Here is a 23,286-nt window from a genome sequence, read left to right on the forward strand (position 1 = left end):
ACACCTGTTGACGCGACATACGCTGACCAGCACGGGAGAGAAATAACCAGTCAGCATCTTCATCCGGTTTTTGCGCCGTGTACCGCTGTGTACGTGATAAGGCTTTTGATAAATAATTTTGCCGTTCCACCAGCCAATGACGGATAAGCTGGACTTCACGCTGCACCATCGGGTGAATGGTGGAAAAGCCATTTTTCAGGCGTTGTACGCGCAGGCTGCGACCATCCAAATCCACATCGGACAGTTTTAGGTTCAGTAGCTCTGATACCCTGAAGCCGTGAATAAAACCCATAAACATCATGCAGATATTGCGTTCTGCATGTGCATGATTTCCCAACTCCCTAAGCAGCATTTCGATCTCAGGTTGGGTCAGGTACTTGCGTTTTAGCATGGTATTCATCTCCAGAAAGCGATGAAGAGCCTATCCCATCAGGCTCCGGGGATAAGATAATAAAATGTGACATTTATTAGTGTTGCTGATTATTTGCAGAGTGCAAAGTGAGCGTGCAGAAAAACGCCTTAATGGTGATATTTTTGGCGATACTCTTTTGGGGTCAGGCCGTTGCAACGTTTAAATAATTCCCTGAAATAACGGGTATCCTCATAACCCACTTCATGGCTGATTTCTTCGATGGTTTTCTGGGATTTTTCCAGCCAATGCTTTGCCTGTGACAGACGGATCTGCTGGATATACTGGATCGGTGTTTTTCCTGTGGCGATCTTGAAACGACGTTTCATTTGGCGCTCACAAAGATGGATTTTATTGGCTAAATCGGCGACAGATAAAATTTCAGAGGGGAAAGCATGCATCCAATCTTGCAGTTTGTGGATCAGTGAATCTGCATGTTGGCGATAAGGGGCAAAACTGACGGAATCTGACGATTTTTTGCTGTCATTTTCGCCTAACAGGAATTTTGCGCATTGTTCTTTGGCATCTTGTCCGTAAATCAATTCAACAATATTCAACATACAACTTCCGCACCCATAGGCACTGGAGATACAAAAACGGTGATTATCGCAGATGATTTTTTTGTCGGTATACAGTGGGATATGGGGGAATAATTTTTTGAATTCAGAGGAAAAATGAGGGTGGATTGTAGCACCTGTTTGCAATAATCCGGCTTTGGCAAGCAAGAATGTGCCTGAGCATATGGAAACGATAGGAATGTGTTTTTCATCCATCGCCTTAATCCATTCAATGATTTCTTGTGAGCAGTGACTTGCTTCCCATTCAGGGAACCCCAGCGAGCCTATCAGAATGATATCGGGTTGCTGGCCATATTGGAGAGAGCTATGGAGAGTATCGTAGGCAGTGGGTTCGGCGTCCATAAACAGGCTGTTTGTACCATTGATTTCTTGATTGGTTATTTCCTGATTGGTCACTCCCTGACTGGTCGGGGAAATAATGCTGACATGGGGAATCGGGCCGCCAATGGCATTGGCGGCAATGGTGAGAATTTCAATCGGCATGGCAACCGAAGTTACAGATGTGTGAGAAAAAACCAACGCTGTGATAGAGACTTGTTTCATAGTTATATTCTCTTCCTTAAGAACATTTAGTGATGTTGTGTTAATTTCGTTATGAAATTAATTCTAAGGCTAAACAAGTCCCATGTCTTCAATGAATTTTCTATTTCTGTAGTGATAAGTCGTGATAATCATTTGGTTTGTTGATGCCAAAGTTGTGCATATAAGCCGTCTTGTTGAACGAGGGCATCATGTGAATCTGATTCAACGATTTTCCCTTGATCTAAAACGAAAATTCTATCGGCATAGCGAATTGTATTCAGTCGATGGGCAATGCTAATCACTGTTCGGTTACGGCATATTTCATCCAGATTACTCATGATGGCCGCCTCAGATTCATAATCCAGTGCGGAAGTTGCTTCATCGAGGATCAGGATTTTGGGATCATTCAGCAACGCCCTTGCCAATGCGATACGCTGCCGTTGTCCACCAGAAAGATTGTTCCCTTTTTCGCCAACAGGATGCGCGAATTTATGTGGAAACGCATTGATGAAATCAGTCGCACCCGCTAAGGTTGCGGCTCGATAGACTTCTTCATCGCTGGCATTGGGTTTGCATAGGCGGATATTGTCCGCAATGCTGCCGGAAAATAGAATGCTTTCCTGCAAGACCACACTCATATTACGTCGCAATGATACTGGGTCGGCGATCGCTAAATCCATGCCATCCACCAAAACCTGACCGTGTTGCGGGACATACAAGCGCTGCAACAATCGGGTCAGCGTACTTTTGCCTGAACCCGATGGCCCTGTGATGCCGATAAACTCTCCCGCCTTAATTGCCAATGACAAATTTGCCAGCACTTCGGGGGTATCTGCATCATAGCGGAAGCGAATATTCCTGAACTCAATTTTACCTGCGAGTTCAGGAGAGGATGCCAGCCCCTGTTTACTGCTTTCCATCGGTTCATCAAGAATATCGCCCACCCGCCGCAGGGCGATCAGGGTATGTTGAAAATCTTGCCAGACTTGTGCCAACCGTAGAATCGGTTGGGTAACGTGTCCTGCCAGCATATTGAAGGCAATCAATTCACCGGGGGATAAATCCCCATTAAGCACTCCTCTGACACCCCACCACAGAAGCAGCGCTGCAACAACTTTCTGGATCAAAGCGATCCCTTGTCCAGCGGCAAGCCCACTCTTCTGGGCAGCAAAACGTTGGATCAATTGCTGGCTCAATACCTTCTGCCACTGGTGCAAAAAGCGTTTTTCCGTTGCGGTGGTCTTGATAGTTTCAATACCCGTAACGGATTCTGTCAGGAAACTGGTGGCATCTGCATCGGTTTCATACTCTTTTTCTACCTTGCGGCGAATGATGGGCCCGACGGCGATCCATAGCAAGAAATAGAGTGCCAGTGAACTTATCACGATCCACGTCAGCAGGGAGGAGTAATGAAACATCACGCCCAGAAACAGAATGATGAAAATCAGGTCAAGCAGCAGCATGAGCGTAGAGCCGGTCAAGAATTGGCGGATCTGCGCCATCTCCCGGACTCGGGCGATAATTTGCCCAGTTTGACGTTGCTTGAAATAGGGCAGGGGCAAGCCTACCAAATGGCGATAAAGCTTGCCGGAGAGTTCCGCATTGATTTGGCTGGCCATATGCCCAAACACGGTATTGCGCAGGAAGCCATATAAGGGTTCTGCCAATGCCAGTGCCAGCATCGCCATACCGAGTACATGCAGACTGGAGATACTCCGCCCGACCAACACCTTATCGATAACATTTTCAAACAACAAAGGAGCAGCCAGAGCGAAAAGTTGCAACACAATGGCGAACAGGAAAATATCCCGTAACTGGTTTTTTTGCCTGAAGATGGAGGGATAAAACCAGCTCAGACCAAATTTAACCTGCTGCTTGGTCAGGGATTTATCAGCCACCAACAGCACTTTATATCCGTTATCTCCGCCAGAATCGCTAGGATTAGCCTGTCCACTGTGCAATGGATGTGACAATGGATGCACTTCGTGTTTTCCGGTGGTGGGATCAAACACGGTAAACCCGTCAGGGCGGATTTCTGACAGCACCCACCAGCGCTGATCTAACTCAACTAGCGCTGGCAAAGGTAACGTGGCGGCGGTGTTGGGTATCAGGCGATCAAATTTACTGTGCAATTCAATGGCATCAACAGCTTCGCGTAGCTGCGGATCTGTCAGCGTCAGGGAATCCAGCCCCAGTGCATGGTGCAGTTGTTCGACAGAAGCCACTTTGTGAAATTGTTTTCCCAAATAGGCAATACAATCCAGCGCATGATTATTTGGATTGGTATCCACGTTACTCGTAAAGGAAAAATCGTCAGTCATGATTATTTTTCCCTCAATGCTTCAGATTGATATTCCTGAATCGGACTAAGCAGATAATCAATGACTCTCCGCTGATCCATTTTGATTTCTGCAACAATGGACATGCCCGCTGTGATTTCGACGGGTTTTCCATCCACCATGATGTTGTTTTGCCTGAGGCTGATTTGTGCGGGAAAAACCAGACCCAGTCGTTCATCGGTGGTGGAATCCCGTGAAATGCTGAGTAATTCCCCTTCAATCGTGCCATAGCGGGTATAAGGGAAGGCATCAACTTTGACTGTGACATGCTGACCGGGACGGACAAAACCGACATCTTTGTTCAAGATCTGAATTTCAGCGAGTTGTACATGTTCATCCGGCACAATGACCATCAAATTCTGGGCAGGCTGTAAAACGGCACCAAGGGTATGGACGCTCAATTGCTGGACAGTACCGGTCACAGGGGAGCGCACAATTTCAAGCTCTTCCCGCTCCTGCATTTTAGAAATTTCCTGTTTTAGTACGGACAGTTGCATTTCGGCTTGTTTTCTTTTCTCAAACCATTCCCGTTCTTTTTGTACTTTGATGCCCTTTAAACGTTCCTCTAGTGTCTTGTATTGAGTCATGAGAATACCGAGTTCCGATTTTTGTTGAGCGATCAACCTTTCTGTTTCCAAAAATTCCTTTTCTTGTACCAGATATTCAACCCTGCTGATGATCTGCTTTTGGCTCAATGTTTTTTGAGCCTGTAAACGCTGGCTAATATTTTCGCGCAGATTGGTCAATGACTGGATATCGCTGTTCCGCGCTTTTTGGGACGTGATATTCACTTCCATTTCCGCGTAGATGTTGGTGATGATTGAGTCGAATTCCTGCTTTTCGTGATGGTAATGTGTCAGAATTCTTTCCTGTCTGCCTTCGGGTTGCTGCTGGAAAAACGGTAGGGATTTAGGATCATGTTTCATAAGCAGAGCTTGATAACGGATTTCCTCTTCTGTCAGATAGTCGCGCTGTTCGAGCAGACGGGCGATATCCTGATTGACGCCGAGTGTATTGAGCGTAAGCAGCGGCGCACCTTTCTCAATGTGCTGCCCATTTCCTATATGAATGGCAATTATACGACTCTGTTCGTAAGCCTGAATGACTTGGGAACGACCAGAGGCAATCAGGCGTCCGGTTGCAGTTGCTTGTATATCTAATTTACCCAGATAGGCCCACAGCAAGGCGACCAGAACGCCAATACTCAGGGTGATTGCTGTATAACGGGCGAATGGGGAAGGCGGGCGTTGTGATAATGCCAAGTGCGTCGGCAAAAAATCATAATGGGGAGAGGGAGTACGTAACCGCTTGATCCCTTTGCGCAAGATAGCCTTAAGCATGGGAAGGCTCCTCCTGTTTTATTTCCTGTTTTAGTTCTTGTTGTAGTTGCCAGAGTTTTCGATAGTGCTTGCCTTGTTGTAGAAGCTGCTCATGGCTACCTTGTTCGATGATTTGGCCCTGATGTAATACAATAATCCGGTCACATTGGCGTACGGTGGAGAGCCGATGTGCGATAGTGATGACCGTCCTGCCTTGGGCAATGTTTGCCATGTTGGATTGGATGACGGCTTGTGATTCGTCATCCAGTGCGCTGGTAGCTTCATCAAGGATTAAAATCTTGGGGTCTGACAGAAGAGTTCTGGCAATGGCCAGACGTTGGCGCTGACCGCCTGATAAGGATTGACCACCTTCTGCAATCACCGTGTCATACCCCATCGGCAGCTTGAGGATAAAATCGTGTGCCCCGGCCAGCTTTGCTGCCTCAATCACTGCGGATAACGGCATATCAGGGCATGATTGGGACAAGTTCTCATACACAGTTTTATTGAACAGGAAATTTTCTTGCAGCACGATACCGACTTGCTGCCTGATGGATTCAATATTGAGATTTTGTAAGGGAATGCCATCCAACGTGATTGCTCCATTTTCAGGGGTATAAAGCCGCAGCAGCAAACGGGCAAGGGTGCTTTTTCCAGAGCCAGAGGTTCCGACGACTCCCACGGTTTCGCCCGCCCGAATATCCAGCGTGAAATGGTTGATGGTGGGGGGTAAATCGGGTTGATAGCGGAAGACGATATCGGAGAATAAAATTGTTCCCTGTAATGTAACCTGTTCGTTGCCTGATTGTTGTTCTGTTGGCAGGTTCAGCATATCCCCCAACTTATCGATGGCGATGCGTGAGCGGATATATTGCCCCCAGAGTTGTACCAGTTTAGCCAGCGGTTGTTGGGTATGGCTGACCATCATATTGAAAGCGATCAACTGACCAATAGTTATATGCAGCGAAAGCACTTCTGAGGCGCCAAGCCAGATAATTACGGCACTGGTGACTTTCTGTAACAGCATCACCAGATGACTGGAACGATTATCCCATTGCTGCACGTCATAACTGGTGCTGACCATTTTTTCGGTCTGACTGTCCCAGCGGCGAACAAAGCGAGGTTCGGCCGCGAGGCTTTTCAGCGTCTCGGCACCTGCAACCGTTTCGGTCAAGAAAGAGCTATTGACCGCGGCATGAGTGAACTGTTTTTCCACTGCTTTCTCAATTTTGGGGGTAACCCACCAGGCGAGCAGGGCATAGAATGGAATGGTGAGCAGAAAAATCAGGGTCAGCGTACCGGATAGCAGGCTCATGACGTAAATAAATACAAACATGAACAAGACATCGATACACAGTGTGAACATCGAACCGGTTAAAAACTCCCGAACTGTTTCCAGTTCTCGTACCCGTGTCACAATCGCCCCTACTTGACGGGTTTTGAAAAACAGCAATGGCAGGCCGAACAGATGCTTAACCAGCTTCAACCCGAGTTTTATGTCAATCCGGTTGGCGGTGTGGGCATACTGATATTCGCGCAGTCCCCTTAGGATCACCTCAATCAATCCCGCCACCACTAGCCCAAAGATCAGCACATCCAGCGTGGAAAACGCCTGATGGACGAGAACCTTGTCCATGACAACTTGCACCACCAGAGGAGAAATAAGCGCCAGAATTTGGAGAACGAAAGAGAACACGAGTATCTCCGTGAGGTTCTTTTTTTGCCTGACGAATTCAGGAATAAACCAGCGAATATTAAATCGACTACTTTTTTGTGTTATTTTCATCCATCTGCCATTCCATAGATTGATAAATTCTGCTTTATCTAAGATCTCGGGTGTTTCCCGATGAGGTTTTTGAATCAATACCCGTTGTTCATCATATTTTGCCAGAATGAAAGGTTGACCTTCATCGCTGAATAAAATGGCAGGTAGCGGAATGGCTTCTAACCTCTTATTTATAGAGTGTTTATTTTTAATTTTAATATTGTATTCTTTTTTTATCTTGTTTAAGGCAGAAATATAATCATCATTATCGCTTAAGTTTTTATTATGTGCAGTAGTGTGATTTCTATTAGATATCATTATTATTAATTTAATTAATGATATTATTCTTTTTTCTATTTCATTCATTAAGGGAAATCTATTTTTAATAAAAATAAAACCTCAGATTAAGGAGATAACCTGAAAAAGATTATGGCATTTATTTATAAAGGAAGTTTAATAAATCCAATAAAATATATTATCTGTTATCAAGGAGTATATGAGTGTTGGCAATTGGGACAAAATGTAGCGGCTAAACAGACATTTTGCTTTTTATATGTTGATTTTATCATACGAATGGATATATTTTTTGTTCAAGGTAGCCGAGAAATCATCTAAATTTGTTCTGTATATTTTACTTGCCATTTCGCGTTTGGCTTAGTTTACTCTGTTCAAATGGTTGTAGCAATGAGTTGTAGCAATGAGGTTAAATCATAAATGAAAATATAATAACTGTGGGATTCATTTATGATTTAATCATTTTAATTTAAAGCAATTTTAACATTATATTAATATTTATTTAATGGATAATTATATGTCTGAAAAATTCGTTCAAACCATTTCAAGCGTTAATTACAACAAAGGTGTGTTCTCCCTTTATTTTGTTGGTCAAGAATCCAATCGAATGGCAAATGGCATACTGGCAGAAAACGATCAGGAATTACAATTAAAACAAGTTATTCATATGCCCGCATCCGGTTTTATGTATATGGTATCCATGGTGAAAAGCATGCTTGAAGATCCGAGAATGGAAGCTGAAATCAATAAATTGATCGCTGCTGGTTTTTTACCTACGCCTGAGATAAATGAAAGTGCAGAGCCTACTGAAGTAGAAGCTGTTGTTTCAGAAACCACTGAACCTAAAAAACGTTCAACACGCCATTCTGAAACATCAAAATAATACCAGCAAAATCCTATCAGATGGTTGTAGCCTATGATGATCACACATCAACCGGCAACACTGAGTACGACTGAAATACAGGCAATGATTGGTGGGGTGATGTTGCTTTGTCAACATTCCCCCTTGCATCGACGTTATTTGGTTGCAGAGTGGCAACAACGTATTTTGCCGTCATTTCAGCTCAATCAGTTTTGCTATTACGAAGATGAACATCAACGCCCAGTTGCTTTTTGTAATTGGGCTTTTTTATCTGACAGCAGTCGGGACGCGATTCTTTCCGGTGAACGGGAAATATCGCATGAAGACTGGCGTTCTGGTCAGCATATCTTCTTTCCAGAAATGATTGCCCCTTTCGGCCATGCACTAGGCATTGCCCATGATCTTCGTCGGCGTGTCTTTTCAGCATGGAAGGGGCAAAAAGCCTGTACTGTCAGGGGAATTCTGGATGTTCAAAATGACCGCTGTATCCGTCGGGTGCAGTGGTTTACTGTTTAATTTTCTGTCCAATACCAGGATTATTTATGGGGAAATCAGTCGGTCGAAGTTTAGCATATACCTTTACGGGTAAATATGAAGATGACGATGATGGAAACACAATACATGCCATCGGCTTTGGAGGAGTCATTAATGCTTATGGCGGGAATGACTATATTGTTGTTGGCTCCTTTGCTGCAAAAGTCAATACAACATGGGGACACGATACCATTGTAGGGGGAGCGGGGTATCTGGATGTCAATGATACTGGTGGCGATCTAACAGTGAAGGGAGGCTCTGGCTTCACTTCAATCAATAAGACACAGAGTGGGCCGATAACATTTGAAGGGATCTCCGGTGGGGTGACCATCAATCATACCGGTGACAAAAGCGGCATCTTTTATTCTGGGGCCGCTGGATACAATAGCATCACCCGCAAAGGCTTGCAGGGCGATATTAGTTTCAAAGGCGCAGGGGCATATAATGAACTCTGGCATGAAACCAATCAGGGCAATTTGTCTTTTATCGGCGCAGGTGCTGGCAATAAGCTCGACCGTACTTGGTTTAACAAGTATCAGGGCTCTCAGGGAAACGTAACTTTTGACGGTGCTGGTGCGGCGAACGTCATTAGCTCCAGAGTCGAGACAGGTAATATTAATTTTAAAGGGGCTGGGGCATATAACCATATTTCTCGTAAGGGTAAGGCTGGAGACATTACTCTGGGGGGGGCGGGGGCTTATAACCGCATCGAGCGCACCCGTCAGGCAGATGACGTTTATTCTGAAACCAAAGGGAATATCCGGTTTGAAGGCGTTGGTGGTTATAACAGCCTGTACTCTGATGTGGCGCACGGTGATATCCATTTCGCAGGAGCAGGTGCTTATAACCATATAACACGCAAGGGTACCGCCCATGACTTTAATGACGAAGGCATGGAGTATGTCAAGGCTGAAGAGATTGTGCTGACAAAAGCGACCATGGGTGGTTCGTGGATTGGGGGCACTTCCTATCAGGTAACCGGCCTCAAATCGGCACGGGAACCGAACACCTATTTGTTTGCGTTTGTGGATGGTATTCATACTAAAATCAACAAAGTTCAGCTCCGCAATGATCCGGAAACTGGCAAGCTGATATACCACTCAACGTCTTGGTATAAAGAAGGGGATTATCTTCAAGATATTGATAAACAGGATATTTCTGATAAAGGTGGTTTTAATGCAACCAATACTGATGGTGCATACACCCTGTCGGACTTGATTGTTGAAAACCGACAGGATGCCATATTTCATGCTGTCCAAGAAAAATTGGTTGAGAACGAATGGGTAGCCTATGGCGAGGGTATCCTGATTGATGCCGCTGATGTCACATTGTTAGATGCAAAAATGGGTGGCTATGCGATTGGCGGTAATGGCGCAACCGCCGATGTTAAGGTGGTAAAATCCAACCGTAAACCGAACACCTATGTTTATGCCAAGAAACTCGATAACCATACTAAAATTGTGGTTGTCGGGCTGAAGAACGATCCAAAAACAGGGATACTGCAATATCACGCGCAGGCTTGGTTGAACATAGGGGATCACAAGGCAAACTTGGCGAACGAAGATATTTCTTCTGCTAACGGCTATCAGAAAGTGCCGGGAGGTATCTATGTACTAAGTGATCTTCATTACAGTGCCAAGGCGGTACGCACGACTTCTGGGCGCGTTGCCAAGATGCATGAATACAGTGATCTTGAGCTGTTCAAATCGGCGACAGGCAGCGGTGAAAGCTCTGGTGACGTTCATTATGATGGCGCGGGTGGTGGTAATGTTATCAAATCCAACGTAACACGCGGCAATGTTTACTTTAATGGCGCTGGTATTGCCAATGTTATTGAACATAGTTCTGAGTTTGGTAACACCGAGTTTAAAGGTGCTGGTGGTGCAAACGTCATCATCAAAAAAGGCAGAGAAGGGAACCTGACCTTCAATGGTGTCGGCATTGCCAACGTACTGCTTCACCAAGGCCAGCGTGGTGATATGAATGTCAATGCTGGTGGTGCAGCAAACGTGCTGGTTCGCGTTGGAGATGGCCGCTATCTTGCCCATCTTCTGGCGGTTGGCAATATCTCCATTCACAAAGGCAATGGCAACAGCCGTATCGCAATGGGTGGTGGTTTCAATACTCATACCCAAATTGGTCATGGTGACGGATTCTGGTCTGGTGTTGGTGGCGCTAATGTCCTGACCCAAATGGGGAATGGTAACGTATCCTCAATATTGGTCGGTGGGGTAAACGTTCTGACTAAGGTGGGAGAAGGCGATCTGGAATCTGCCATGCTTGGCGGTGCCAACGTCATTACCCATATTAGCAATGATTCGTCTAATACCCGTTCCTCAAATACATCAGCAATTGCATTGGGTGGTGCCAATATCCTGACTAAAAAGGGCAAGGGTGATGTACGGACTGTCATGGGCGGTGGTGCCAATGTTCTGACTCATATTGGTGATGGAAAAACTACCGGCATTATGTTGGGCGGTGCGAATATCTTGACCAAAGTCGGCAACGGCGATACCACGGGCATCATGTTAGGTCTGGGCAATGTCTTGACCCACGTAGGCGATGGGCAAACGCTGGGCGTGATGGGTGCGGTGGGTAACATCTTTACCAAAGTCGGCGATGGTACAACGATTGCTGCGATGGTGGGTGCGGGCAATATTTTCACCCATGTGGGTGAAGGAGACGCTTGGGCACTGATGGGCGGTGCTGGAAATATTTTCACTAAAGTCGGCAACGGCGATGCACTGGCACTGATGTTGGCGCTTGGTAATGTGTTCACGCACATTGGTGACGGCATGAGCGTGGCCCTGATGATCGCCAAAGGCAATATTGCAACTAAAGTCGGTAACGGTGATGCACTGTCTGCCATGATTGGCAAAGGCAATATCTTTACTCAAATTGGTGATGGTTCCACTTTTGCCACCATGATCGGTGGGGCAAACGTACTGACCAAAGTCGGCGGTGACCTGACAGCGTCATTGATGATAGGTAAAGCCAATATTTATACCCATGTTGGAAAAGGAACCAGTATTGGTTTGTTTGCTGGCACAGCCAACGTCATGACAAAAGTAGGTGATGGCACAACACTTGCTGCTATGTTTGGCAAAGCCAATATCATGACGCATGTCGGCAATGGTTTGACCGGTGTACTTGCATTGGGCAAAGCCAACGTGGTGACAAAAGTCGGTAATGATTTCATGGGTGTCGTTGCGGCTTCTGAGGCCAACGTAGTGACTCATGTCGGTGAGGGCACAACTGCGGCTTTATTGTCTGGCAAAGGCAATATTCTGACCAAAGTTGGCAATGGAACCACCGTCGGCCTATTGATTTCCAAATTTGGCAACATCATGACGCATGTTGGTGATGGAACCACGGTCGGGTTCGCAAAAGGTGAAGCCAATATTATTACCAAAGTCGGTGATGGATTGGGCATCAATGCGGTCTGGGGCAAGGCCAACATCATAACTCATGCCGGTAACGGTGATCGCTATAACTTTGCCAAAGGCGAAGCGAATATCATTACTAAAGTGGGTGAAGGTCAGGAAGTTAACGTTGTCCAAGGGAAAGCCAACATCGTAACCCATGTCGGTGATGGTGATGATTACACCGGCGCTTGGGGCGAGGCCAATGTGATCACTAAAGTGGGTGATGGCCGCAATGTCGTGCTCGCCAAGGGTGATGCCAATATTGTGACTCAAATCGGTGATGGAGACAGCTTCAATGCGTTGTGGAGTCAGGGCAATGTTGTCACCAAAGTGGGTGATGGCATGCAAGTCACAGCCGCTAAAGGCAAGGGTAACATTACGACCACGGTAGGTAATGGCCTAAGCGTTACCGCAGTACATGGCGACCTGAATATCAATACTAAAGTGGGTGATGGTGTTGCCGTCAATGTGGCTTGGGGCAAACTCAACGTCAATACCCGCGTGGGCGACGGCCTGAATGTTTCCGTCATGAAAGGTCAGGCAAATGCCAATATCCGCGTCGGTGATGGCCTGAACATCAACGCCTCTTATGCACGAGACAACGTAGCCATTCAGGTGGGCAACGGTGATTTCTATAGCCTTGCGGTGGCAGAAAGCAATACTCAGAGCAATAAACTGGATGCGCTGTTTGACAATGTGAAACAGACATTGTTTGGGGTTGCGGGCAGTCAGGGGATCAACTATCTGGTGAATGGTGATGAAGCCAACACATCGGGAACCCATAAGGGGCGTGGTGCCATTGATCTGCCAGAAGTCTCTTCTTTGAATGGCTTTAAGCTAACTGAAATCGATGAAGTCACTTCTGATTTGCAAAATAGTCTGAAAGGCGCTGTGACAGGTGTTGATACCCCAGATATTGATGGTATCCAGAATTCACTTGGCAATGACAATCGGTTGACCCCTTCCCAGTCACGTAATCTGATCGTTAATGGCGATTTTGAACAGGGTGCGGAGGGATGGCAATCCACCAAAGGCATTGAAGTTTCCCATTCTGCCCGGGCTTACGGTCTCAGTGACGAAGGGCATGGCAATCGTGTCAGTGAGCTTGATGTCAGCGGCAACACGCACATCTATCAGGATATTCAGAATCTGACGGCGGATGAAGAAATTACCGTTAAGTTTGATTTTGCAAGACGTCTTGGCTGCTCTGATGATAACGGGCTGGAAGTGTGGTGGAATGGTGAAGTTGTTTTTGCAGAGGCCAATGGCCGTTCAGAATGGCACAACAAGACATTGACCCTGAAGGCCAAAGCAGGCAGCAACCGACTGGAATTTTCTGGAATGGGCTTGAATGATGGTCTGGGTTACGTTTTGGATAACGTTTCTGCAATATCATTATCTGATATGTCAAGCAGTGCCATTGCTGGTCATATAACACAGGACAAAGCGGCCCAGAATGCCTTGCAGGATAAGGCACAGGCAGAAGAGAATCGTCAGCGTCTGGAACAGGAAAAGGGTAAACAACAGGCAGCTATTTCTGGCACTCAAGTACAACTTGAAAACACCGATCTGGATGCCCTCAATGCCAATGGACAATCTCAGCGTGATGCGATCAATAGCGAAGCCCAAGCTGTTACAGATGAGTTGATGGCGAAAACCAAGGGCTTGGAAACACTGGATGGTTACGCGTCATATCATGGACCCTCTGGCCAACAGTGGCGTGATCAGTTTGCCGATGGATTGTTGGGGCGTATTCAGACCGAATTGGACAGTGCAAGCGAGACTGCGCAGAACCAATTGGATCGCTCACAAAAAGCGGCAGCAGAACGTTTGGGTGATGTCAAGGATGCGGTTGCCAAATCAGAAGCGGGTACGCTTAAAGGTGAGCAAAACCATCAGCATGCCAAGCAGGATGTGGAAGAAGCTCGTACCCAGGCCGAAAGCAGGGAAAAAGAAGCCATCACCTATAAGCAACGGGCTGAACAGGCTGAACGTGATGGTAAAGCGGCCTCTCAGAAGGCAGAACAGCGTGGTCAGCATGAAGCTTTTGCGGCAGACAGTAAAACCGCTCAGGTGCAAAATGATGCCAATGGTTCGAGACTTGATGGTAACCATAAGCCGAACCGCACAGGAGCAGCAGGCAGCGGTTTGTCAGGCAAGGCTTATGAATCTAACTATTCTGAAGACATTGAAAAAGCAGAACAATCCAAGAGCAAAATCAACCCTGAATCGATCGTTCAGGCAGATGGTGGGTTTAGTGAAGAATTGCGAGATCTGGATAAAGATCTGAGTGAACTTGCCGATGCAAAAGAAGCGCTGAATCGATTACAGATCAACGCAGGTGTGCGGGGTAAAGGTACGAGCACTAAAAATGTGGGGGCTACCCTGACATCAGTTTATACCGAAACGTCAGTTAATCAGCCTGTCAGTAAGACAGCCGATGTACCTACAGAACTTGTTAGAAATACACCAAGAATTTCCGGTTTGGATCTCAGTGGATTGCAGGCATTGAGCGAAACCCATGCTCAACCAGAATCGGCTGATGTGTCAGAAACGGCTTCTGCCGCAGCCATAAGAGCGCAAAAAGTTGCAGATATTTACCACTGGCTGGACAGCGACAACGGCATGGCCACAGATAAATATATTCCTGTGCCGGGATTTGATCGCGTTGATGCCGATATTCCCGATGACCTCCGGCAGAAGATGGTCAATTTTGTTGAGGGATACATTAGCAATACGGAAAACAGTGTACCGAAAGAACATGCTACTTCGCTGGCAAAACTGTTCGTTGATGCCACGCTTGACTATGACTGGGATAAGCGCGTTGAGTTCATCTCAAAGTTGGAGCACTACGGCTATAGTTTTGAACCTGCACATGGTGATCAGAGTATTGTGTCGTTCTGGTCAGGTAAAAACTTCAGGGGTTATCGTGATGTTCTGGATGCAGCGCATCCCGACGGCAAGAAAGTGGTCTACGATATTGATGTAAAAGGTAACTCTTTTGCCCTTGAACTGAACAAGACACTGATGCGCTGGGGAGGGCTGTTCCTCGATTCCGATAATACTGAACAAAAAGCCTTGCAATCAGCTATCGATGCTTCTGCATATAGCAATACTGGATTCTGGAGCTCACTCTATGCAACGGGATCGCGTGATGATGTGTATGTGATTGCGGAAGGCGGTCTGCGTCTTGGCAACTATTTCTGGAATGTTGAATTACCGGTATTGCGCCAATTGCAGCGTGAAGGATTGGTGGGCGAAATTCGCTTGCTGGATAAAGCCGCCAAAGAATATCAAGGCGTGCCGTCTGAATCCATTGGTCGCAGACTGACAGAAGCGGGTGTTTCTGTGAAAGCGCGTTTTGATTCCCTCAGCCTTGACGAACAGGAAAAACTGCTGACATTGAATCCGACAGGATACAAGTCAGATACCTTGGTAGATGTTGACGTCAAACTCAGCGCCATTGACAGCATGCTGAATCGGGCTTTGCCATTTTACGGTCTGCGCACAGAGCGCAATCTGCTGGTACGCGAGTCGGATGAAAAAGGCTTTGAAGTCCGTCCGTGGCCGGGTAATGACCGCGATAGTTTCAAAACCATTATCGTGGGAGATTCAGAAGATCCCGCACAGATCAAAGCCATTGAACGTTTTATTCTCGCCAACTATGACGATTACGGGCAACTGCCAGATGAACTGCATTTGGTGGAAGACCGAATTGTTTCCCACGAGCAGGGGCGTACCCGCATTATTGCAGAAAAAGTGGAAGGAAGCTGGAGCTATAAACCAAAAACTGACCTGATGTCTGCCAGTGAGTTGCAGGAAGCGGCTTACGTCAAGGGTAAGATTCTCGGTGACAGTTATAAGAATGTGTTGGAAGCGCTCCGCGGCTACGAAAATGTTCTGCAAAACAGTGAAGATCATCGCTTGGAAGACTATTCCTTGGCGGCGATTGAAAAACTGTCTAACTTGCACCAGCAAGTTGAAGGCTATCTGTTGGGGCATCCTGACTCAGGACGTGCTCCTGCGCTGAAAAACCTGCTGTCACAAATCAATGTGCGCATGGAAGAATCGCTGGTACTGGCGGAACCGACTTTCGAAAGTGCAGGCAAAGGCCGCTTCAGCGATTTGTACAACAAACTGGGTAACGCCAACCTCAAAGATTCTAAGCATCTTTATATTGATGAGCAGGGCGATTTCGTTACCCGCGGTAAATCCAATATTCAGATTGCTATGAAAGCGGAAAGTGCGGAAAAAGCGGTTGAACAGCTTAAGGCTGCTGTAAGCAGAGAATACGGCCAGCCTATGGCAGATACCGTCTTCGCAAACCTGAGTTCCCGTGATTTGTCAAAAGATGGCAAGGGCATTGATGTTTCTGGTTTGAGAAAGGTACATCAGGCGATTGAACAACAAGTGTCTCCGGTCAGCGCCACTCTGTTTGTCTGGAAACCGAGCGACCACAGCCGCTTGGGACATGCCGCATTGCAAATTGGGCAGGGACGCATACAGGTTAGCACCAAAGATGCGGGCGAATTCAACGAGAAAAACTATGTGAGTTGGTGGCCGAAAGGCAGCAAATCGTCCGACATTAGCCGTATTTTCGATGTATCTTCAGCGCAATATCCTGACTTAAGAATACGTTGGCATGATCTCAGTCAACCAGCCTTTCAGAACCAAGCGCTGGAGTTGGATGTTGCCTCTGAGGAAAATGATGACTTTGGCCTGCGGGATGGCACTCGTAAGCTGGAGAAATTTATTGAAAAAATACAGGCAGCAAAAGGCGTTGATGCCAAATTTGAAGATATCAGCGAAGGCTTTGCCATGGCTGCGCTGGCGAATCCTCATCTGCTGCAATCGGCTGGCATACCGGAGCATATTTCCCGTCCGTTCATCGAGCAGTGGGAAAATGGTCACCTTGATATGCATGACATTGGCAGAGACTTTGCACAAGCACTGCGGACGGCAGCCAAGCAGCAAACTCCTGAGCTGACTGAAAAACGCATTGCCAATGTGATTCGCCAGTTTGCCGAATATGAACTGGGCGATATTCAGGATTTCAAAGCCAGCGAGGCCGATCAGGGACGTGTATTCCGTATCAATCTGGCCGGATTGGATATGGCGGCAATGCAGGCGGAATGGCACAAAATCAGCCAGAACCCGGATGCCCGTTATCAACTGTTAAGCGATAACTGTTCAAGTATCGTAGCCAGAGTGCTTAAGGCGGGGGGCGCCGATAAAGTTATCGGCCATACATGGCGGCCAAAATTTGGTGTCTGGACACCAACTGAGTTATTTAATTTCGCGCAGAAATTACAAGAAGCGCAGATTGAACAAACCATTCATAAGCCGAATCGAGTTGTCGGTGAAGATCTGGAAGCGCTGGGTCATTCTGATAAAAAAGACAAGGTGCTGGAAAATGTTGCCATTGACAACGACGGCAAGCCACCGCGTGACCGAGAGCCATTCAATCCAGTAGCTCGCTTCCTGAATAATGAGCTTTACGGTTCCAAGGAAGATCGCCGCAGCGTGCATGGTGGCACTCAAATAATATTGGATGATGCTATCACCAAGGGCACGGCGGATAAGGTCACGTTACAGGGTGAGGCCGGACGTCTGGCCGGTTATTACCATAACGGTGATCAAAAAGATCAGGGTGAACATAGCCCAGCGAAAAAAGTGGTGCTTTTCATTCATGGTTCTGGTTCATCTGCGGAAGAGCAAGCCAGCGTTATCCAAAACCACTACCAGCAACAGGGCGTCGATATGCTGGCGGTGAACATGCGGGGCTATGGCTCCAGTGATGGTCATCCAAGCGAAAAAGGGCTATATCAGGATGCCCGCACCATGTTCCATTATCTGGTCAATGATCGTGGCATCAAACCGGAAAATATCATCATTCATGGCTATTCTATGGGTGGGGCGGTAGGCGCGGATCTGGTTCGTTATACAGAACGGAATGGGCAGACAGTCTCTGGCCTGTTGCTCGACAGGCCAATGCCAAGCATGACCAAGGCCCTTACTGCGCATGAAGTACCTAATCCTGCTGGGATCACGGGCGTACTGGCAAAAGCGGTTAATGGTCAATTCTCCGTGGAGAAAAACCTGCAAGGTATCTCGAAGCAGACGCCAATTATGCTGTTGACTGATAACGAAGGACTGGGTGAAGCAGGGGAAAAACTGCGCGCCAAACTTGTCGTTGCAGGGTATCAGGTATCGGGCGAGCAGACTTTCTATGGTCATGAAGCCAGCGGTCGGTTGATGGGCCAATATGCGGATCAGATTGTTTCAACACTTTCCGAACCCCAGCGTGAAAATAGTAGCGTGAAAGCAGGGTTGCTGGAAAAAGCGCTTTATACTCTCTTTGATATGAAATCAGGTAAAAAAGAGCTGGATCAATACTCATTCCATTTCACTCAGGGAGATTCACTGCTAAATAATCTTGATAAGCTTGTACCAGAAATTGGCAATGTGCTCCTGACTAATGGCAATCACGTTGAGTCAAAAGAATTTCTGGAAGGAGTCTGTTTCGCCTTGTCTGCCCGTTACCTGATAGAAGAGCGGGTGCATGGACTGGGCGGCGGTAAAGAGTATATGGCGTGGTTGACGGATGCGGTTAAAGCCTACAAGGACAACTCCGTAAATAAAAAGAGCGATATCAATTCGGTAGAAGCTTCTTTGCTTAACCAGTATCGCCGCCAAAATATCGGCCCGGCTATTCAAGATTTACTATCAATGCAATATAGCCAAACCCAAAGTATGTCCCACTCGGTAGACCGTGATAAAGCCAATAAAGCTTATGGTGGCAAACTGAAAGCCAATGGACTGACGGGAGATAGAATTGATCGGTCGTTGAGTAATGATATCGCTGGCTATGAATCCGTGATGGATAAGCTGCGTGATGTGGATAAAACAACTTATATGTCCTTTATGTCTGAAGACCATGCAATGGCGGTGGTTGTACATAAAGAGCCAACTCAAACCATCTGGTCATTCTATGATCCTAACTTTGGTATCAAGTCATTTAATAACTATAAAGACTTCGAACGCTTTATGGACTCCTTCCATAAGGGAATAATAACGGGGTATAAATCCAGGTTTAGTTATCAATATGAGGCTAGCAAAGAGGACAATCAAAGTTTTTATGTTAACTACAATACGTTTGAAGACGGTGCCATTACCCATTATGACGGAGTCTGGCAACAGGCACGTGCAGGTGAACAACCGTACATATTGCGTGCGCTGAAAGAGCAGGGTAAGACCTTTAAACTGGGTTCAAACTTTACGGGACGTGTGGTTGATTACCGTGACGACGCTGTGACGTTGGAAGTGACGACGAAGAAAGGTGAGAAAGTACTGGTTGAAGTTGAAAGTAACAACTTTAAGCAGGCAGCCAACCTTGTGCAGTCGAATATGGATAAAGTATTTGCTAATCCGGCAACCAACAAATTAACACTCAACGCTTCGGGAGATATAAACATCACCGATGAGGTGAAAGCTCCGCTTAAGGATAATGTACCGGAGGGTGTTAACCGGGTAGTGAATAACCACGATGTCGAATCGTGGGAACGTGCTGCTGTCAAACCACAATCTGAAGGCGGAGAGAGTCGCTTCAACGGTCAGATCATTATCCAGACTGAAAATGATCCTGTTGCGGCTAAGGCTGCCGCAAATCTGGCGGGTAAGCACCCAGATTCCAGCGTGATTGTTCAGCTTGATGCCAATGGGCAATATCGGGTGGTTTATGGTGACCCAACCAAACTGACCGATAAATTGCGCTGGCAGATTGTGGGGCATGGGCGTGATGAATCTGCACAGAAGCATACTCGCATGAGTGGTTACAGTGCGGATGAACTGGCCTTGAAACTGAAGCAGTTCAGTACCGACTTCAAGCAGATCGGCACACCTGACCATATCAGCCTTGTGGGCTGTTCCCTGATCAGCGATGACAAACGTGATGGTTTTGCCCGCCGCTTTATTTCGGCGCTGGATGGTCAAGGTATCCGTACTTCCGTATCGGCACGCAGCAGTGAAGTAGCGGTAGATAGTATTGGCCGCAAATACACGAAAGATGCGCAGGAACAGTGGGTTAATAAACTCACGGATAACAAGATTGTGCTGGGCTGGAACGACAAAGGCGAAGTGGAAAGCCACTCCGAACGCGTCCGCCGTGGTATCTCTGAAAATGACATCCATCTGTCCCGCGTGGGGCAAACCGATGTTGATGCAAAAGCGAAAGGCGCTATTGCGGACAATGTAGAGACATTCCACGCACCAAAACCGCGCAATGAAGGAGATGACAATACATCTGCTACCTCATCAGCATCAGCAAATAACCAACTGAGTTATTCCGGCAATATTCAGTTACAGATTGGTGATGGTGAGTTCACTGCCGTTAACTGGGGAACTACCAATGTGGGTATCAAAGTAGGTACAGGCGGCTTTAAGTCTCTGGCCTTTGGTGATAACAACGTGATGGTTCACATTGGTAATGGTGACAGCAGGCACAGCGTCGACATCGCAGGATATCAGGCATTGGAAGGCGCACAACTGTTCATGGGCAACCGGAACGTCAGCTTTAATTTAGGGCGCAGTAACGATCTGATTGTGATGATGGATAAGTCCATTCCAACTCCGCCGTTGGTAAACCCATTTGATGGTGCATCCCGTATTTCTGGCGTATTGCAGAACATTGCCGGATCGTTTAATTCACCGGATTGGTTAGCGAAACAGGATCAGCAATGGACGCTGGAAAGTGCGAAGAAATACGTCAGTGATCTGTCTGGTCTCGATTTGACCAGCAGTGTGGACTATAACACCCTGACCGATCTCGATTCTCAACATGAACGCAGCAGCCGTGGTCTGAAAAGTGATATCGAAAGCACACTGAACAAAAAATACAACCAGTGGCTGGGACAGAGTGGTAATACGCCTGACATGGGCAAACTCAGTCGGGCGGATAAACTCCGTCAGGCGAATGAAAAACTGGCCTTCAACTTTGCCGTTGGCGGACAGGGCGCCGATATTCAGGTGACAACCGGTAACTGGAACTTCATGTTCGGTGACAATATTCAATCGATCTTGGATACCAACCTGGGTTCACTGTTTGGTCTGATGACGCAGGAGTACACCTCCACGGGCATGGCGAAAACCACGTTTACATTCAGCCCAACGGACTTGCCACGTCAGATTAAGAACAAACTGCTGGGTAATCTGGCTGGTGTCAGCGGAGATACCACGCTGGCGGATATCTTTGGCGTGGATTACACCCCAGATGGCGGTATTGTCTCCCGTACGGGTCAGCCAGTGAATGGTGCTGCCATTTTGGGTGAAATGCTGGAAATCATCGGTGAATTCAGTGGTGATCAACTGAAGGCATTCACTGATCCGGCTAAGCTGCTTGATGACTTGAAAGCAGGGGTGAAGATGGGAGCTGATGGCGTGAGATCTTTTGCTGAAAGCCACGGCCTGAAAGCGAAATCGCCTGATGAAAGCCAAAAAGGGCATGTATCCATCAATGATGAAGGAGATAAATCAGCATCGGAAACTAAAAACCCACAGACAGATCGCGCCACTGGGTTGCCTTCCCTGAGTCTGCCAAACTTGTTTGCCACTCTGTTCAATCAGGACAAGCAGGCTGAGATGAAATCACTGGTCACTAATCTGAAAGAGAACCTGACCGCTGACTTACTGAACATGCAGGATAAAACCTTCGATTTCTTGCGTAATAGCGGTCATCTGCAAGGAGATGGTGATATCCACGTCTCTCTCGGTAACTACAACTTTAACTGGGGTGGTGACGGTAAAGATCTCGGTGCATATTTGGGAGATAACAACAACTTCTGGGGTGGCCGTGGTGATGACGTCTTTTACTCCGTAGGAACCTCAAATATCTTTTCGGGCGGTGAAGGTAATGATGTGGGCGTTCTGATGGGACGTGAGAACATGATGTTTGGCGGGAAGGGCAATGACGTTGCTGTGCTGGCCGGACGCATTAACTATGGCTACATGGGAGACGGTGATGATCAGATCTTTGCCTTTGGTGAAGGTGGCGTGATTGATGGTGGCAAGGGACGCGACTATATCGTGGCTTCCGGTAACTTTAATCATATTGATGCCGGAGAAGATCAAGATTACGCTGTGACCATTGGCAACAACAATCAGGTAGATTTGGGAGAAGGTGGCGACTTTGCCACTGTATTCGGCAACTATAACCGGATCGATGGCAATGCGGGCAACAACGCCATCAAACTGATGGGCTATCACGCGGTGATCAACGGTGGTACAGGTAACGATCACCTGATCGCTGATGTAGTATCCAAATTCAGCCAGTTTAATGGCCGTGACGGTGATGATCTGTTGGTGCTGGGCGGATACCAAAACCGCTTTAAAGGCGGCACGGGCGTTAATAGTTTCGTGGTCAGTGGTGATGTCATTGATAACGTGGTTGAAGATATCAAGCAAGGCGACAAGATTGTTTTCAACGATATCAACTGGCAAAACTTGTGGTTCCAACGCAGTGGTTACGATTTGGTTCTGTTGACTCATCGCGATGTCAAAGATGCCTCGGCACAGGGGCAGTTTGAAGCAATGGGGTCTGTGACCTTCAATGATTACTTCAATAACAACCGTGCGGATATCATCATCCAAATGGGGGATAAAGATGCACAGGGTGAGCGTGAATATACGGCACTTTCGGCCAATGCGGTGGATTCCTTGGTGCAGGCTATGAGTGGATTTGCGCCTAATATGGGTGACAGCGGATTTATTGACTCGCTTGATAGTCAAATGAAATCAACCATCGTGACCGCTTGGTCGGATACGACAAACGGGAAATCCAAACTGGTTTAATTAGCAGAAAAGAATTTTTACCAGTAAATTACGTTAATGAAAATGGCTCACAATTGTGAGCCATTTTATTTTTGGGTAACTAATTTTCACTAAAATAGTGTGATTTCTTTTTATTCAATATGTTATAAGAGAATAATGATTTCTGAAAAAATAATTTCTTTTATTGATAATATTTAATTGAAAATATCAAAATATGTACTAAATTTTAAAGTGTCAATATGTTGTTTAATGACACTATATACCTAATAGATTTCAAGTCTCCGAACGAGGGAGCATAAATCAATTAACAGAAGCATAGCTAATTATTGTTGGGATTATTTTACGGGTTATTTAAATAATTAATATATAAATATTACTAGGATTGAATTAGATGGGTTGGAATTTTAGTTTAATA

At 46.6% G+C, this 23,286-nt stretch carries 8 protein-coding genes; 3 read left to right on the plus strand and 5 right to left on the minus strand.

The genetic code is table 11. The features are described 5' to 3' along the window. From H8A87_RS14285 to H8A87_RS14305, 5 genes are all read right to left on the minus strand, one after another. On the minus strand, positions 1-391 hold a 391-nt coding region (locus H8A87_RS14285; protein WP_198690618.1), incomplete at its 3' end, for a tyrosine-type recombinase/integrase. A gap of 128 nt (positions 392-519) precedes the next feature. Then, positions 520-1,530 (minus strand): GlxA family transcriptional regulator, encoded by a 1,011-nt coding sequence (locus H8A87_RS14290; RefSeq protein ID WP_198690619.1) that lies wholly within the window; start codon positions 1,528-1,530, stop codon positions 520-522. 128 nt (positions 1,531-1,658) lie between these two features. After that, positions 1,659-3,830: a type I secretion system permease/ATPase gene (locus H8A87_RS14295; protein ID WP_198690620.1), complete on the minus strand. Its 2,172-nt coding sequence runs from the start codon at positions 3,828-3,830 to the stop codon at positions 1,659-1,661. 2 nt (positions 3,831-3,832) lie between these two features. Then, on the minus strand, positions 3,833-5,188 hold the full coding sequence (locus H8A87_RS14300; protein ID WP_198690621.1) for an HlyD family type I secretion periplasmic adaptor subunit: 1,356 nt from the start codon (positions 5,186-5,188) through the stop codon (positions 3,833-3,835). Continuing rightward, positions 5,181-7,298: a peptidase domain-containing ABC transporter gene (locus tag H8A87_RS14305; RefSeq protein WP_198690622.1), complete on the minus strand. Its 2,118-nt coding sequence runs from the start codon at positions 7,296-7,298 to the stop codon at positions 5,181-5,183. The genes H8A87_RS14300 and H8A87_RS14305 overlap by 8 nt, the downstream gene beginning before the upstream one ends. Positions 7,299-7,743: 445 nt before the next feature. Here H8A87_RS14305 and rtxH point away from each other — a divergent pair, with 445 nt between their 5' ends. Genes rtxH through rtxA form a run of 3 tightly spaced genes read left to right on the plus strand, consistent with a single transcriptional unit; the run spans position 7,744 to position 22,892 of the window. Continuing rightward, on the plus strand, positions 7,744-8,109 hold the full coding sequence (rtxH, locus tag H8A87_RS14310; protein WP_198690623.1) for a protein RtxH: 366 nt from the start codon (positions 7,744-7,746) through the stop codon (positions 8,107-8,109). 33 nt (positions 8,110-8,142) lie between these two features. Beyond that, positions 8,143-8,604, plus strand: a complete 462-nt coding sequence (gene rtxC, locus H8A87_RS14315) for an RTX toxin-activating lysine-acyltransferase RtxC (protein WP_198690624.1) — start codon at positions 8,143-8,145, stop codon at positions 8,602-8,604. A 26-nt stretch (positions 8,605-8,630) separates the two neighbouring features. Next, entirely contained in the window at positions 8,631-22,892 is a 14,262-nt protein-coding gene (gene rtxA, locus H8A87_RS14320) for an MARTX multifunctional-autoprocessing repeats-in-toxin holotoxin RtxA (protein WP_198690625.1), read from the plus strand. Positions 22,893-23,286 lie beyond the last annotated feature (394 nt).

Origin of the sequence: Xenorhabdus lircayensis, from assembly GCF_016306625.1 — a bacterium.
GTDB classification, from domain to species: Bacteria; Pseudomonadota; Gammaproteobacteria; order Enterobacterales; family Enterobacteriaceae; genus Xenorhabdus; species Xenorhabdus lircayensis.